The organism is Peribacillus sp. NJ11, from assembly GCF_030348405.1.
Classification (GTDB): Bacteria; Bacillota; Bacilli; order Bacillales; family DSM-1321; genus Peribacillus.
In genome coordinates this window covers 3,793,236-3,808,976 of sequence record NZ_JAUCFO010000001.1, presented here as the reverse complement: position 1 = coordinate 3,808,976, position 15,741 = coordinate 3,793,236, and the positions used below count along the sequence as shown (strand labels likewise).

General features: G+C 35.3%; 12 protein-coding genes and 2 pseudogenes. 2 read left to right on the top strand and 12 right to left on the bottom strand.

The window, feature by feature from the left end:
- Positions 1–7: 7 nt before the first annotated feature.
- Together QUF86_RS18820 and QUF86_RS18815 are read right to left on the bottom strand one after the other, a co-directional pair.
- The gene (locus QUF86_RS18820; RefSeq protein ID WP_289335186.1) at positions 8–1,162 is read right to left on the bottom strand and encodes a betaine/proline/choline family ABC transporter ATP-binding protein; all 1,155 of its coding nucleotides are present in this window, start codon (positions 1,160–1,162) and stop codon (positions 8–10) included.
- A 208-nt stretch (positions 1,163–1,370) separates the two neighbouring features.
- Positions 1,371–2,546, bottom strand: coding sequence for an acyl-CoA dehydrogenase family protein (locus tag QUF86_RS18815; RefSeq protein WP_289335185.1), 1,176 nt, complete (start codon positions 2,544–2,546; stop codon positions 1,371–1,373).
- 964 nt (positions 2,547–3,510) lie between these two features.
- On the opposite strand from QUF86_RS18815, the gene QUF86_RS18810 reads away from it, so the two are divergent.
- Entirely contained in the window at positions 3,511–4,155 is a 645-nt protein-coding gene (locus QUF86_RS18810) for a 2OG-Fe(II) oxygenase (protein ID WP_289335184.1), read from the top strand.
- Between the two features lie 562 nt (positions 4,156–4,717).
- Here QUF86_RS18810 and QUF86_RS18805 read toward each other — a convergent pair.
- The 5 genes and pseudogenes from QUF86_RS18805 to QUF86_RS18780 all read right to left on the bottom strand — a co-directional run bounded on the left by QUF86_RS18805 (position 4,718) and on the right by QUF86_RS18780 (position 10,609).
- Entirely contained in the window at positions 4,718–5,497 is a 780-nt protein-coding gene (locus tag QUF86_RS18805; protein WP_289335183.1) for a hypothetical protein, read from the bottom strand.
- Between the two features lie 739 nt (positions 5,498–6,236).
- Positions 6,237–6,662, bottom strand: a complete 426-nt coding sequence (locus tag QUF86_RS18800) for a VOC family protein (protein ID WP_289335182.1) — start codon at positions 6,660–6,662, stop codon at positions 6,237–6,239.
- A gap of 1,133 nt (positions 6,663–7,795) precedes the next feature.
- The gene (locus QUF86_RS18795; RefSeq protein ID WP_289316307.1) at positions 7,796–8,404 is read right to left on the bottom strand and encodes a ClpP family protease; all 609 of its coding nucleotides are present in this window, start codon (positions 8,402–8,404) and stop codon (positions 7,796–7,798) included.
- A gap of 1,503 nt (positions 8,405–9,907) precedes the next feature.
- Positions 9,908–10,169 (bottom strand): annotated as a pseudogene (locus tag QUF86_RS18785) (HAD-IC family P-type ATPase); the annotation flags it as partial.
- A 212-nt stretch (positions 10,170–10,381) separates the two neighbouring features.
- The gene (locus QUF86_RS18780; protein ID WP_289316306.1) at positions 10,382–10,609 is read right to left on the bottom strand and encodes a hypothetical protein; all 228 of its coding nucleotides are present in this window, start codon (positions 10,607–10,609) and stop codon (positions 10,382–10,384) included.
- A 762-nt stretch (positions 10,610–11,371) separates the two neighbouring features.
- Between QUF86_RS18780 and QUF86_RS18775 the strand changes: the two genes are divergently transcribed.
- Entirely contained in the window at positions 11,372–11,506 is a 135-nt protein-coding gene (locus QUF86_RS18775; protein WP_289316305.1) for a hypothetical protein, read from the top strand.
- A 182-nt stretch (positions 11,507–11,688) separates the two neighbouring features.
- Here QUF86_RS18775 and QUF86_RS18770 read toward each other — a convergent pair.
- From QUF86_RS18770 to QUF86_RS18750, 5 genes and pseudogenes are all read right to left on the bottom strand, one after another.
- Positions 11,689–11,850 (bottom strand): annotated as a pseudogene (locus QUF86_RS18770) (IS6 family transposase); the annotation flags it as partial.
- A gap of 51 nt (positions 11,851–11,901) precedes the next feature.
- Entirely contained in the window at positions 11,902–12,117 is a 216-nt protein-coding gene (locus tag QUF86_RS18765) for a hypothetical protein (protein ID WP_289316304.1), read from the bottom strand.
- A gap of 488 nt (positions 12,118–12,605) precedes the next feature.
- Positions 12,606–13,901 carry an IS110 family RNA-guided transposase gene (locus tag QUF86_RS18760; RefSeq protein ID WP_289335181.1) on the bottom strand — a complete coding sequence of 432 codons (1,296 nt, stop codon included), beginning with the start codon at positions 13,899–13,901 and terminating at the stop codon, positions 12,606–12,608.
- 302 nt (positions 13,902–14,203) lie between these two features.
- A complete protein-coding gene (locus QUF86_RS18755) occupies positions 14,204–14,986 on the bottom strand; it encodes a putative protein N(5)-glutamine methyltransferase (protein WP_289316303.1) in 783 nt (260 codons plus the stop codon).
- A gap of 232 nt (positions 14,987–15,218) precedes the next feature.
- Positions 15,219–15,689 (bottom strand): DUF2690 domain-containing protein, encoded by a 471-nt coding sequence (locus tag QUF86_RS18750; RefSeq protein ID WP_289335180.1) that lies wholly within the window; start codon positions 15,687–15,689, stop codon positions 15,219–15,221.
- Positions 15,690–15,741 lie beyond the last annotated feature (52 nt).

Here is a 15,741-nt window from a genome sequence, read left to right as displayed (position 1 = left end):
GCACCTCCTAGAACATCTCTGCCATTTCTGCCACTTGATTTTCTTCCTCTCCCCATAAACTGTCATAGACGATATCGACCAATGTTGCCCTAGTAACAATTCCGACCAAATGTTTATTCTGGTCAACTACCGGCACGTATTTGAATCCCCGTTTTAATATCTTCTGGACAGAATCACGGATTAAAGAATCCTGTTTCACTGAATAAACTTCAGTATTGATGACTTCACTGATAAATTTAGCTTTTTTTCGATATTCACTGATCGTTTCAACATCTACGTATCCTTTCAAAACATTTTGCTCATCGACCACAAGTAAAGAATCAACCCGTTTCTCGCGCATTATCGTAATAGCATCGGTAAGGGATTTTTCCTCTGTAATGGATATGGGATTACGACTCATGATTTGTTCAACCAACTCAACATTAGGTCTTGTTTGAAGCAATCGATCTTTACCGATGAATTCTTCCACAAACTCATTGGCTGGGTTTCTGAGGATTTCATCCGGTGTTCCAACTTGGACGATTTCACCAGCCTTTAAGATGACGATCCTGTCGGCTAGCTTAATGGCCTCATCCATATCATGAGTAACAAAAACGATTGTTTTATCAAGTGTGCGCTGCAGATTCTTAAATTCCTCCTGAAGGGCATCTCGGGTGATAGGATCCAGTGCGCCAAAAGGTTCATCCATTAAAATGAGCGGAGGATTGGAAGCAAGAGCTCTGAGTACGCCTATCCTTTGTTGCTGCCCGCCGCTCAATTCGTAGGGATACCTTTCCAGATACTCCGGTCCCATATCAACAAGCTGAAGCAATTCCAGTGCACGTTCTTTTTTCTTCTGATCATTCCATTTAAGAAGTTTTGGAACGAGGGTGATATTTTCAAGAATTGTCATATGGGGGAAAAGTCCGATTTGCTGGATAACGTAACCGATCTGCCTTCTTAGCTCGACTGGATCTTTATCCATTATATTTTCCCCATTAATAAGTATCTTGCCTTCAGATGGTTCGATAAGCCGATTAATCATTTTCATAGTCGTTGTCTTACCACATCCACTCGGACCAATGAAACAAATGAACTCCCCTTTTTTAATATCCAATGATATATTCTTTACAGCTTTCTTTCCTCCCTTATAGATTTTTGATACATTTTCGATTTTTAACACAACAAGCACCTCCATCTTTCGCATACAATTACAAATTTTACAAATATATTATTTTTTCATATGCACAGTCTCTTTTACCCATAAGATAAATGGTATAAACCTTTTAATTAAAAAAACTAGTTCATTGTAATTATATTGAAGAAATGGAATTAAAAAACTACCTCATTTTAATTGAGGCAGTCAATAGATTTAAGTGATTAATAATGAATTAAAACCCGATATTTTCAGCAATCAGGGTTTTTACGTTTTCATCTGACCCTGTATAGAGTGTTGTCAAAGGAATGTCCCGATGACGCCGGGCAATTTTATCGTCGCCCGTATTTCCGTATCGATCATGTAACTGCATGCATTTTTCGGATATTCGCTTGGACATCTCCGTGATCCAGTATTTAGCCATCGATACTTCAGTTATGATATTCTCGCCATTTATATGTTTACAGATCAAACCGTCAACAAACGTTCTTCCCAACTGAATATCGGTGGCTATTTCAGCAATGGTAAACTGTGACTTTTTATATTCACTTATTTTCTTACCAAATGCTTTTCGTCCTTTTATATAATTCACCGTTAAGTGGAGCATGTCTTTAGTTGCCATCAAAGACCCAATCGCACACATAAGTCTTTCCTGCTGAAGTTTTTGCATTATATATGAAAGGCCCTTCCCTTCCTCCCCAAGGAGGTTCCCAACTGGAACTAGAGCATCGTCGAAAAATAGTTCGGCTGTGTCTGAGCTATCCTGGCCTGCTTTTTCAAGCTTTCTGCCTCGGGTAAACCCTGGAGTATCTTTATCAATGAGCAACAAACTGATTCCATCATGGGAAGGAACAGCATCAAGATCAGTTTTGCATGCTACTATCATGAAGTCAGCTTTAAAGCCATTTGTGATAAACGTTTTAGCTCCATTTACAATATAATACCCATCTTTCTTGATGGCAGTTGTTTGGATGTTCGCAAATTCTGAATCCATTCCTGGCTCTGCCATTGCAAAGGCGGTAATCATTTCTCCTGTAATGAACTTAGGTAAATATCTTTGTTTTTGATCCATTGTTCCGAATGAAGCAATATAAGGGGCTACAACGTCAGAATGAATTGATATTCCTCTTAAGGCTGATCCAACCATTTCGAATTCTTCTGCCAATACAACTGAATATCCGAAATCTGCTCCTACCCCACCGAATTCCGCATCAAGCCATGGACATAAAAATCCGTTATCCCCAATTTTTTTCCAAAAAGAGCGAGGGATCTCCCCCTCTTTTTCCCACTGATCATAAAAGGGGACAGCCTCCTTGTCGAGAAATTCACGAATTGACTGTTTAAATAATATATGTTTTTCCGTGAGGAAAGAACGTGAATCATTCTTATTGATCGCCATCGTGCCAATCATGGGTTAACCTCCATTCGCTAATGATATAATCCACTACCATGATCAAGATAAATACGTTAAATGTCTCGATGTAATCGCTTACATAAAATTATGAAACTGTTAAAATGGCCCACAATATTCATGTTCAACAAAAGTATTGAATTCCCTTTTTAAAATCTATTATTTACCATTTTTGATTTATTTTAATTGAAAAGAAATCTGATTTAAGAAAATGATGGTTAATTCTTAACTGCTTAAATATGGTTTAACCATATATTCTAGCGAGGTTATTTTTGGAATATTACATATCGTTATTTTAAGATTTATTGAAATACCGAGTTCGTCCAAAAGGAAATTTTCATCACAAGATGACACTTGGAGAAGCAAGTCTGGTTATCAAATGAAGGCGATCGTATAAAAGTGTTATAACTCCTTAATCCAATCGAGAGTTAAAGTAATGGAGAGTTAAGTAAAATAGTAAAAAGACTTCCATATTGAAAGGAAATCCTTTTTGCCTGTTAATTATGAGTTCGGTTGTCTAAGTCCTATTTTTGATATTGGCAATCATTCGTTTAATGGCTTCTAGCATGGAATTTATGGATTCCCTCTTCAATCCAAGACTTAATCGCTACTAAAGCATGAATCACCAGGAGCTATGTAACATCCGAAGGAATTAAGAGTTTATTTATTTTATGTTGTTTTTTTGTATTTCTCCTCTTCGCTCCTAAGCTTTACGACATCTTACTAATATCAATCGGACTTTTTACGCTCAAATCTCTATTTCATTCATTACATGATTACTTTCCCCTTTAGTTACATAATAAAATGGTTGTTTTAACAACCTTCATTAAAGATAAAGCACCTGTAATCAGAATAAGAAACAGTTATATAACAACGTTCATGATATAATTATCATAGAAACCGTTTACAGAAATAAAACAAAATGATCAGTCAGAAAATTCATTCTTTTAGGAGTCGATGAAAGTTGACAGTGGACAATAAAATAAGTAAAGAACAAACTATTTTTAATCACATTGGAAATAAAATCAAAACGGAAGATAGAGAAATTAATATAATTACTAGATTAGAAGAACCTCTAATTGTGGTTTTAGGAAATGTTTTGAGTGACGAAGAATGTGATGAACTTATTAGATTGTCAAAAGACAAAATGCATCGTTCTAAAATTGGAGTTACACACGAATTAAATGAGATAAGAACAAGTAGTAGTATGTTTTTTCAAGATAATGAAAATGACATCATTTCAAAAATTGAAAAAAGAGTATCATCAATCATGAATATACCCATTGAACATGGGGATGGTATTCAAATTCTTAAATATACTCCTGGTCAAGAATATAAAGCTCACTTTGATTTTTTCACATCTACAAGTAAAGCAGCAAAAAATAATAGAATTAGCACAATCATCATGTACTTAAATGATGTGGAGCAAGGGGGGGAAACTTATTTTCCTAAACTGAATTTTTCAGTATCTCCACAAAAAGGCATGGCGGTTTATTTCGAATATTTCTATAACGATAAAAACCTAAACGAACTAACTTTACACGGTGGAGCGCCAGTTATAACTGGAGAAAAATGGGTCGCAACACAATGGATGAGAAGACAAAAATAGACTGCAGATTTCCCAGATGATGTCCACTCCAATCCTTTATATCTTTTATTAATCGATGAAGAATGAAGTGCGAGTCAAAAAACTATTGGAATGAACAATTTTAATTTTTCTTAATGAACTAATGTACCTATTAGTTCATTAGGAATCTGCCTATTTAAAATGGCCACACGTTGAGTTCATAAAAAAAGAAAGATCAATAGCCTAGAAGACTTGTCCATTGAACCTCCAAAACTTCATCTCATCACTTCTTTTATATGTAAAGCAAAATATTTATATCAATCTCACCGTTTATCGTTATATGTACTGGTAAATTTTCACGTCTTTTTCAAGCATCAGTATGAATTGATGAATTCGTTTCATTCAAGTTCAAGTTCCTAGGCGCTCTTGATCCTAAACCATATTGAATATGTATTCTTTTTTTCTAAACTTTTCATTTAGTTCCAAAATCCCGGCTGGCGTTACTTCCCTGAGGCTCCTAAGCTGTGCAAATCCTAATTCTGATTAGCCTTTCTTTGCATTTCCTTTCCCCCATTCAGCATGTTAGTGACTTAAACTCTAAGAATCATATTCCTCTGTTACTATTTCTAAAAATATCGTAATCAGTCTTAATGTAATGAAATACCTTTGCGTTACCATTATGGTCTGGATGAGTTATTTTTAACAACCCTTTATATCCTGCTAACACTTCTTTATTACTCGCCATTTTTGAAAGCCCTAATTTTTTAATATAATCATTTGTATGAGTAGTGGAACTTAGATTGTAATTGTTCCTAATGTTCTCTTTTACTTTTATCAATTCATTACGTAATTCAATATTTTCTTTTAATAAATCCTTTGTTTCTTTTTGTAATTCACTTTTCTCATTCTTTAGAATTACAACTTCCTTTTTAAACATATCCCTTTGCTGAATCAATATTTTTTTTGAAGTCTCATTAAGTTCTTCAATTCCTTCTATATGCTTTTCTTGAGCTTGTATTTTTAATTTTAACCGGTGTATGATTTCATCCTTATTTTGATCGATAAAATCATTTACAGCCAGCCTTGAGGCTGTGTCATCGATTATGTATCCAGATTTCCTCTTCCCGTTTCCCTCATATTTAATTTTACCTTCACGCAGCCAACGTCTAACAGTTTGTATACTACTACTTTCTGATACCCCTGCATCCTTTAACAAGTCAAATGCTTGATCTGTGTCATCCATTATGTATCCAGTTTTTCTATTCCCGTTTCCTCCCTCGTATTTAATTTTACCTTCACGCAGCCAACGTCTGACAGTTTGTATGCTACTACTTTCTGATACCCCTGCATCCTTTAACAGGTCGAAAGCTTGATCTGTGTTCACAATGTTCCCCCTTCCCCCATGTTACGCCATGTAATGTTACAGAGTGATATTAGCCTATTAATAGAAAAAAATGAATCGATTTCAACATTGGTAAATAGCAGGCTTTGGATGATGTGGCAGATTGGCGAGAAAATGATCAATATATATTTGAATTGATTTAAGTCGATTTTCATATAAAACGATCCATTATATGAATTTAGTTCATTCAAGACTTGCATTTTTTCGTTTTTAACGCCTTAAATTTCAGCACTGCGTGTAATCTCCCCTAATGGCGATATGATATTTCATTTTTCATATGTTGTTACATCCTATTTGGCTAGTATATATGCTAATGGTTTAAATGATAGCATAGCCATTTTCTATACAAAGAACAAACAGATAAAGAATAGATGACAGATATCACAAAAGGATAACGATAACGTATCAAAATCATGAAATGGCACTGGACTAATCAACGTAAGGGGTATTTTTTGAGCTAATAATATTCAAATCTTTTTCCGGGAGCCTACATCATGCATAAACGTGGTCTTATTCTTCCTTTGATACCACTAAATTCCATAAGAAGGACAGGCAGCAAAACGTGGATTTTACAACGTTAGGGATATTCTAATATTAAAAATCCCAATCTCTCAGTGATATCAATGAGAAATCGGGATTTTTTTGCGCCTTAAGTTGAAACTTGATTCACGAAACAGCCGCTTTTGACTTTTTCCTTGGGGCTATTTTTAACTAGAAAAAATTATTGCTTACCCTCTGTATAAATTTGAAAGGTTACACCGAATTTATCCAATACAATCCCATAAGCAGGGCTAAAAAAAGCTTCCTGCAGCGGCATTTTCACTTGTCCATCTTGAGACAAGGTTTCAAAGATCTGTTTTGATTTTTCAATATCATCAATAGAAATACAAATCGTAACTTGGTCCCCAGTTTGACTGGTCTGACCTGGAAACATATCTGAAAACATGAGGTCCGTTTCTCCAACCTTTAACATTGCGTGTGCCACAAGATCCATTGCTTCTTCTGGTAGAGGAAATTCCGGGTTTTCAGGCATTTCTCCAAAAGTTTGATTAAAAAGGACTTTCGCATCAAGTGCTTTTTCGTAAAATTGAATCGCTTCCTTTGCATTTCCGTTCATCATTAAATAGGGAGACAGTCGCATGGTCATAATTAAATAGCTCCTTTTGTTCTAATTTTTGTTAGAAAGCTTGAGTAACTTCCAAGCCTCTTTTTGAAGTTGTGGGCAATAACCACTATACCATTATTACCCATGACTGTATTTTATAATGGAGAACGTGTGTTCGTCAATGAAAATCACTTGAATACTAACAATTTTTCAGGTGACAGACTGGTTTAAATAAAATATTAAATGATTATCCCACTAGCTTAAAGTGTTTGTTTTGTTCATGAACACATTGTTACACAACACTGAACCATTCACCTTGGAATTTTCTTCGATTAAACACCAACAAATGCTTTTGCATTAAAAAAATCTATTTTTTGTTTGTTATTCATAAAAGGTATAGAAGCAGGAGAAATCACGGTCCTTATCAAGCCTAATGATCATGACACCCAATTACGTTTAAGATGGAATTTCTTGAATCTCTTTGCTGAACTAATAGAAAAATCCTTCAGTATTCCTCTTTTAGCCGTACTTAACTAAAAAAGGAACCTGATGGATTGCATAGACCAATCAATTCTTTTTTCTTCCGCAGCCGATTCATCTTAAAATTCCCCGCCCGGTACATGGTAGATTTTCTCTCCTGGACTTTGCCTTCCATATGCAGAGTACCAATAAAAAATGAAGCGAACAAAAAGTAGTCCCGAAATACACCACTTATGTAGTATTTTGGGGCTACTTGACGTTTACTTAATTTTAGCGTTCATAGTTTACTTAAATACTGAGTAGTCAGTCATCTATTCCGGACTATCAGTTCTTTTTATTCCCAATTTTTTTGAAAGTTTGTCTAGTCTTTAATCTTTTGTAGCTTAGAATCATACTAATTTGCCCCTGGTTGACCAATGGCTCTCAGACTAAATTTGTATCCCACTATTATATAAGTAACCCATCTCGTTTAAATTCTCACGTTCTAAAAAAGACGGAAAATAACTATAGAATGTTGATATAAAAGTTTTAGAGGTAATTAATCTTGAAAAAATAATGATATTTATTGTTTGTTAGCACAGATTTAACTATATAACCGAAAAAAATTCACGTTTTTCTTCTAAAAATAATTGAATGATGTCTTTAGTAACAAGCAAGAATTATAACCAATTTCACTTCCCTATTAACTATAACTATTAAATTATTTCATGTACAATTCCTAAACTCAAACCTTCGTCATTTGCAAACATGTACCATTCTTCATCTTCCTTTTCAGCATACAATTCTTCTGAAATGTTGGTATTTTCCACAACAAACTTCTTAATACGATTATCTAAACGATCATAGAAATTCATTGTATTTTTAGCCTTCTTAGAAGTTGATTGAACAGACATACTTCCATCATGAATAAGAATTATTGTATTGGGATATGCTTTTCTATAATGTCCGCTAATCAACAGTAACGCACCCATAGAAACACAAGATCCTACACCAATGGTTTCAACTTTCGTTTTACTTGATTTAATTGCATCAATGGCAGAAAAACCAGCCACTACATCTCCACCATTAGATGTTACATAAATTTGTATTGTCTTTCTTTTATCTATTGGAATATTTAACTCTTCATCTTCTCGATTCCATTCTTGAATCCAATAAACAATTTTATTGACAATGGTTGTATCCACATCATAATTATAATAAATTTTCCGCTCTTTCAGTCCCAGGTAAAACTGATACTCCTCAAGAGAATCAGGTAAATTCCCGATTAATTCCAAATATTCTTTATTGAATTCAACTTTTTTCATTATAAATCCTCCTTAATAATATGCTGTGTTATAGGAAGAAAAAGGGTAATACACAATCATATCTATTTATTAATTTATTCAGCAAGTATAATCTTCGCAACAGTATTCATCATCATTTTAAAGTCCATTATTTTTTAGAACATAGATAAGTGAAATAAGGAAACATAACAAAAAGAAATAAGAGATCAATCCCTTATTTTTTGGTAAGAAAATATTACATAAGTGAAATCTTTTTAAAAATCGGTAATTTTTTTTATGCAACTTCACCAATGACAAAAAGAAATAAATGAAATCAAATAGATACATTTACATTAAAAGTATTATTTTTTATAAGCAATACGCCATCTAGAGGCTGTTTTTTTAATCCTGTCAGTACGAATGATTCAATATCAAATCCATACTCTTCAAAAATAAGACGTAGTAGCTTTCCTTATTCAGCGATAAATATTCTTTTAAACTCATTAGTATATGTAATTGACTTTGAACTAACAGATATCACATAAGGATTTATCGATAAGTTATTTATTTCTTTTCAGTAAAGTGTTTTATACTCTTTTGAAAATTCACCAATTCGATTTTTACTTATTATACAAAAAAGAACCCCATATGAAGTGAACCCAAAGCCGATCGGTTTGATGATTGCTTCTGGACATAACGGGTTCTAACAGCATACTATGGAGCCCTTTGTACTGTAAGATAAATTAACCGTCACGTGCAGTCTTTGTGCAATGTATAAACATGCAGAAAAAAGGATAGAGCGGAAAACAGAAAAAAGGCCCGAACCCTTGTTATATCAAGGATTTGAGCCTTTGGCAGTTGATGACCTGTGAGGGATTCAAACCCACGACCCCTTCCCTGTCAATTTTGTTTCATATAATCAAACTGGTTTAACTGAATTAAATAAGTGTATTGAAGGTTGATTTCTCAAGGTTTTGAAGGTCTTAATATCAGCTCAGTAAAATAAATAAAGCTCAATGAAATAATTATTTGACATGGATTATAATAAGTAAAAAAAGAAGCACCATTTCCCAAGGGATTAGTGCTTTTTTATGTTTAGATTTATTTATCTTTTTTACCTCTTTAATGAGTTGCCACTTCTTGAGCGACATATTTATGCTTCTTGGCCATAATTTTGTAGAACTTTTACTTTAGCTTCGGTTCAAGTAAAAAATCAAAGAAGGGATACACCAAAGGTAAAATAACCATCATCAAGCAAAATATTTCCTTCTCCTTAGCAATTAAGTTAGTAGCATTGCTGTTAGTTATGCCAGTTGGTTAACACTATGGATAGCAATATTTGCTGATATGGGAGCAACCTTAATAGTAACGTTAAACAGTTTACGCTTAATAAGGGTAACGGAGTAAAGATCAATAAAGGCTTTCCAAATGGGAAGCCTTTATTAAAACAATCCGAATATCCCATTGCTCCCGTACCAAAGGATATAACTCACCTACATTTGAAAAAGTGGAGTTGATCAAAGTGACATGGACAATTGTATCAGCAGTATATGTCAATTTGCTTAAGTCATCAGACATTAATGCGATATCAGCAGTTTCTAATGCTGTATCAGGTCCAGCACCACCCATCGCCACACCAAACGAAGATGCTGCAAGTGCGGGTGCATCATTGACATCATCCCCAACCATTGCTACACTTTGATGTTTACCACGAATTTTTTTAATGAAATTCAGTTTATCTTCTGGTAGTAGATCGGTTTTAAATTGCTGCTACACTTCTTTGATTATCACCAGTTAGCATCACCGTTGTTATTAATCGCAGTATAAATATTCTTAAAGAGAGCTTTCCGCCCCTTAGTTCAATTTAATTAAAAAAGGCTGCCTTAAGGAGAGACCCGATCCTCTACGCCCATGTTTGTTTAAGTGTCTTCACAAATTATAAAAAAAATTTAATACTAACCATTCATCAGTTTCTTTAAAACCAAACTTCTTTACACAAAAAAGATTTAGTACATATGACTAGGTTCTCTTTTTAATATCTTCCCTTATTGATTCAATGATAGTAGCTGATAAATTGGCTGGAAGAGATGAACCATCCTCAAAAACCCATGTATTAATTATTTCAAGATCTGCTTTTTTAAAAGTAATGCTATAGTCTTTATAATTGTGAGTAAAATCAGCTGTAATCGATTCTTCACCATCAAACTCGTCATCAATAATCATATTTTTTATTTCATATGGCTTCACGATGTAATCTCCTTTTTATCATTCTTGTATATAGAATTGGCCTTATATGATTGTTTATTCATTTTTTTCACCCAGCATGCCCAAATTTTGAGACACTACTTTTTGTGTATTTTTAACTCCCTATAATCAATCTTATGTAAACTAGATGAATTTTAAACTATGTATAACCATAACCATTCTCCCTTACCTCCATGATAAAAACATGCCCCAAGGTTAAATATAAGTAGTAATAATTTAAAGGCACTAATAAAAGATTGTAAATCATGTTTATGATTTTATTTTTTTTAAAAAGTTGATACAACAAAACTGGTATACCTAAGGCTAATATCACAAATTTATATTTAAGAAATAATCTAGTTGTATTATCTTTTAATTTTATTACCGCGAATAACTAATTGTTTTTCCTTATCCATTTTTAATTCCTTCCTTTAGCTTTGATTTATGTAATTCTACACGTTTCAAGGATACTCCTCTTCACCTAACCTGCCCCGATAGTTGCATAAAGAAAGCTGCCTTAAAGACAGCTCCGATCTTCAGCTAAAGCACCCGTTTGTTTAAGTACAACATTTCACAATATCAATACAATTTAAAGAGGGGAATGTTTAAACATTGAATTGTATATCAACATTAGCTGACATCATTTACATATTAAACCCTATATGGATGTATTCACATCAAAAAAGGCTCTTCTCGTTTGGTGAATAAGTCGCCATCTATTAGTCCATCTTAACAAATGAAGCTACATGGAGGGAGGTTCTAAACATGAGCCAAAAGCGTGATAAAGGCTATAGTCAGAAGGGAAAAGCTAATAGCAATACAGTAGATCCAGTGATCGCAGCAGAAGACTTGGAAAAAGCAATTTATCCAACTAATAAGCCCCCGCGCAATGCCAAATAAGTACAATCTCGTGATTTCTTTGCTTTTCCGAAAAGAAACTTGCAGGTGAACGAAAATGAAGAGTCAAGCAATCCACTAACATGAAGGATTACTTGACTCTTCATAGGTATAATAGACTTTGGTTCTGGTGCAAATATGACCTGTTAGAAACATAGAATCTCGATATCCTTTTCATCTATGAATTATGAAGCTACTCCAAATAATTGTATAAATTCAATCTCACTTTGGACAGACTTCATCCCTTGTTGAAGTTGTCCTTTTTTCAGCATATGCATCACCTCCACTCCACAGATGATTTGTTTGGCTGTTCGAAACGTTTTTAATCCTAGCATAGAACGGACTCGCGCACCCGTTAGTTGCATAAAAAAAACTGCCGAAGCAGTATTAGGTTAATGCTAAATAGTTTCTATCCTTTTGGCTTTTTGGTATTTGATATAACTTGCTATAGCTGACAGTAAAGATATAAAAGCAATTATCTTTAAAACGTGAAAAGGATTAACCCCTATTTGAGAACCTAAAATACTTGGTATGCTTGCACCTTGTAGAAGTAAAGAGAAAACTCCTAATAAAATAAAGCCCCACATTAAATTTCTAATTTTTGTTGGATTCAAATAATCACCTCCTTTTTAACTCAATATATACGTTCTTTTCCTAAAATATCCTGCTATTAAAACATTTACTCCTTATGGAACTAAACTCCCTCAATAAACTAAACACAATCTCACGATTGCTCTAGAATTCTTAGGATTTCATAGCCATATCATTAACCGTTATCTATGTAAGCTCGGCAATACTCCTCAAGAATAGGGATTTACCGAAAAAAGTGCATGGTAAACTAGCCAATCATAGGAAAAAGTTGGTTTAAGCAATGTCATGATCGCACTTTAGGATATCCACATGTCTCATGGAGGTCAACCCTCCCATGTCTAACAGAGTCGATGCTCCTACATTCCTTCGTTCAACCTTTCCATGTGGTGGATGTCGGTCATGCTGCCCCACAGGATCTAAGTCCTCACGTTAGTTGCTTTGCCGACTAATCCGTGCTTCACTTTTAAATAAGTGTTAATTAAATGACCGTGTAACCTTAAAATTCATTGAACTATGCGACTGTTTGATGGTCTACAAATGTTGCCATATGAGGGATATCCTTTAACATCTTGTCTTCTTGAAACGTAAATTGTTTTTTACCGATTGAAAACAGAATTCGAATAAGCTTGTTACACAAAGCTATCAGAGATTGCATTTTCTTTAAGGGATTGTGAGAACGTGTTGTGTAATATATGTGAAGAGCTTTAAAAGCCTTGTTCTTTGCCACCAGTATCATGGCTGCCCGGAATAAGAGAGCCTTTAATTTCTTTCGTCCCCGTTTGGTAATCTTGGTCTGACCTTTGTGCTTTCTGGATGTGTTTTCTTTTAAACTTAAACCTGCTAATTTTACGATTTGGCGAAGATGTTGATAGTCTCTGAGGTCGCCGACCTCTGCGAAAAACCCTGCTACTGTATCTCGACCGATTCCTGACACCTCTAACATCTGTGTGACACCTGGGATATGGTCTAATAACTGATCTAATTGATGATCTATTTCTTCGAATTTCATTTGAATAAAATCATACTTCTCTAGTAAAGCTCTCAACTCTAATTTCGCCATAGCTGCCCCTTGACGAATACCAATCGAACGATTGGCTGCTTCTTTAAGTGCTCGTATCTTCTTTAAGCCTATACTGCGTTTTACCAATTGTCTTAGGGAAAGTAAGAGCTCTTCATCCGTATACTTTACAAGTTCATGTGGCAAGGCTTTTAGCTTTAGAAAATGAATAGCTGCCTTGCCTTCCCAACTTTTGAACACCGTCAAAAATTCGGGAAAGTAACGATCAAGCCAGTTATGAACTTGTCCCTGAACGACCTGTAAATCAACGTTGAGAAGATCGCGAAGTTTTTTGGCCACTCGGAGTTCTGCATTAATTCCTCGTGGAATTGTTGGTTCGGCGTATCTTCCGTCTTTGACTAACTGTGCGATGCCTTTTGCATCTTTCACGTCATTCTTTGTAGGTGAATTATCGTCTAATTCTTTACTTCGTTTAACATGTAGTGGATTGACTGATACGAACTTAATATTATTCTCTTTTAGAAGATGAGCTAGATTTAACCAGTAGTGACCGGTTGGCTCCATCCCTACAATCACTTGATTTAACTTACACCCTTTAACAAGTTGGGTAATCCAATCTAGAAACGAATGAAATCCTGCTTTCGTATTTTCAAAGAAACACGTTTTACCTAGTTCCAATCCTCTAAAATCTTGTGCTCTAGCGACATGATTGTGCTTCGCTATATCTACTCCGACAATTAAGGTTTCAGAAGTAATTTGAGAGATTTTATGATTTTGGTTATAATTCATTGTGAGACCTCCAAATAGATGTATTGTCCTTTTTAGCTGGCCAGCTCAGGACACATTCATCTTATCAAGAGGTCTTTTTTCGTTTAAACCTCATTTTCAGTTATTACAGGAATGCTGCCCCGATAGTTGCATAAAGAAAAAGCTGCCTAAAAGACAGCAGCTAACGCATCCGTTAGTTCATTAAGAAATGCGATTCTTATTAAAGAATAGCGCCCTTTAATTGAAGAAGGATTTTTTTGTTTATTAGTATAGTGCTAAGAAATTATCATTCATTTGTGATTAAGACTAAAAACTTATTTACTCTAAAAACCAGAATTCGATCCGATAACGACAGTAGCGTCCAGTTCCTCGTCTCTAGCCACTTTCGTGGTAAGCCCAGCACCAGCAAAGACTTCAAAGGTCTGAGGTGCCTGCATTTCGCTCGTCTCTATTAAAAGATGTCCTCCCAGTGCTAGCCAGAGAAATGCTTCTTCTGCTACTCTTCGCTGAATGTCAAGTCCATCCTCTCCTCCGTCAAGCGCCACCTTCAGTTCATGGAGGCGAGCCTCCTGTGGGAGCAGCTTGATTGCCTCGGTAGGAACGTAAGGTACGTTCGCAACTAGGATGTTCACATGGCCTTTAAGTGAGCGAGGCAGAGCTTTATACAAGTCACCTTCAAAAACATGGCCACCGAAATCCGTTACGTTGCGGCCAGCGCATCGTACTGCGACAGGGTCAATGTCAACAGAATACAATTCAACTCGTCCTAAAGCTGCCGCCAGTGCTACACCCACAGCACCTGACCCGCAACATAGGTCAACGATGATATCACCAGAACATGACAGGGCTTCTGCCTGGTGAACAAGAAACTCGGTACGTTGGCGAGGCACGAAAACGCCTCGGTCCACTTCTATCCGCAAACCACAGAACTCTGCGTATCCAACAACATATTCAAGAGGTAAACCATCGGCTCGCATTTCCACCATTTTCTTGAGGTCCTCTGGAGTTCGTGCCTCTGAGATAAGTAACCGGGTCTCATCTTCTGCGAAAACACAACCCGCGCTCCGAAGCCTGTTAATTATACATTTTTCCGTTTTATTGTCCAAAAAGAAATTTAATTTTTTTCCTATTTATCTCACCACTTTTGCTTATTTATAACCCTGTATTCGTTAAAAATTGGAGAAATCCTTCTTCAATAAAATGGGCTTTAAATGCAAAAGAGCACTACCCTTATTCAAGGATAGCGCCCGATTATGCAACAAGACAAAATATATATGGATTATCAGAGTAATAATTCTAAATCTCATTTTACTGATGGACGCAAAATTTCTTCGCAGATTAATACCAAGTAGTTTTTGCTGTGCCACCTCCAGCAGCTCCAAAGGCGTAAGCCTTATACCCAACACCATTATACACTTGTGCGCTATGACAGGAGGTTTGACCACGATTTATCCTCCCGTTACCACCACTACTAGCACAAGAATAAGATGTTCTTTTAGTACCGCTACTAGTATAACTATACACAGTTGCATTCCCAAAGGCATCTATCGGAGCAGCATTAGTAAGCTTCATATAAGCCCAAGATGTTTGACACTTATAACTCCATTTTAGGTATACAGTTCCAAGATAATAACCGTTGGAGTCAATGATATGTTTTGAAGCTTTGGTGACTCCATCACTTGAACAACCTGTTGTAATAGGATTTGTACCATCATAAGATAGGGCAAATGCTTTTTCAGCTGGTGAAACCGCAAATATCAGACCAAAGACAAAAGTAAATATCATCCCAATATTTAATAATTTTTTCATTATAACAGCTCCCCTTTTCCCTAAACTTTACCATGTAAAAATTTGTATTGCG

Excerpts from the sequence above, each read along its gene's own strand:
- QUF86_RS18815 (WP_289335185.1), bottom strand. The coding sequence starts at position 2,546 with ATGATTGGCACGATGGCGATCAATAAGAATGATTCACGTTCTTTCCTC.
- QUF86_RS18800 (WP_289335182.1), bottom strand. The coding sequence starts at position 6,662 with ATGACCATGCGACTGTCTCCCTATTTAATGATGAACGGAAATGCAAAG.
- QUF86_RS18795 (WP_289316307.1), bottom strand. The coding sequence starts at position 8,404 with ATGAAAAAAGTTGAATTCAATAAAGAATATTTGGAATTAATCGGGAAT.
- QUF86_RS18775 (WP_289316305.1), top strand. The coding sequence starts at position 11,372 with ATGAGCCAAAAGCGTGATAAAGGCTATAGTCAGAAGGGAAAAGCTAAT.
- QUF86_RS18760 (WP_289335181.1), bottom strand. The coding sequence starts at position 13,901 with ATGAATTATAACCAAAATCATAAAATCTCTCAAATTACTTCTGAAACC.
- QUF86_RS18750 (WP_289335180.1), bottom strand. The coding sequence starts at position 15,689 with ATGAAAAAATTATTAAATATTGGGATGATATTTACTTTTGTCTTTGGT.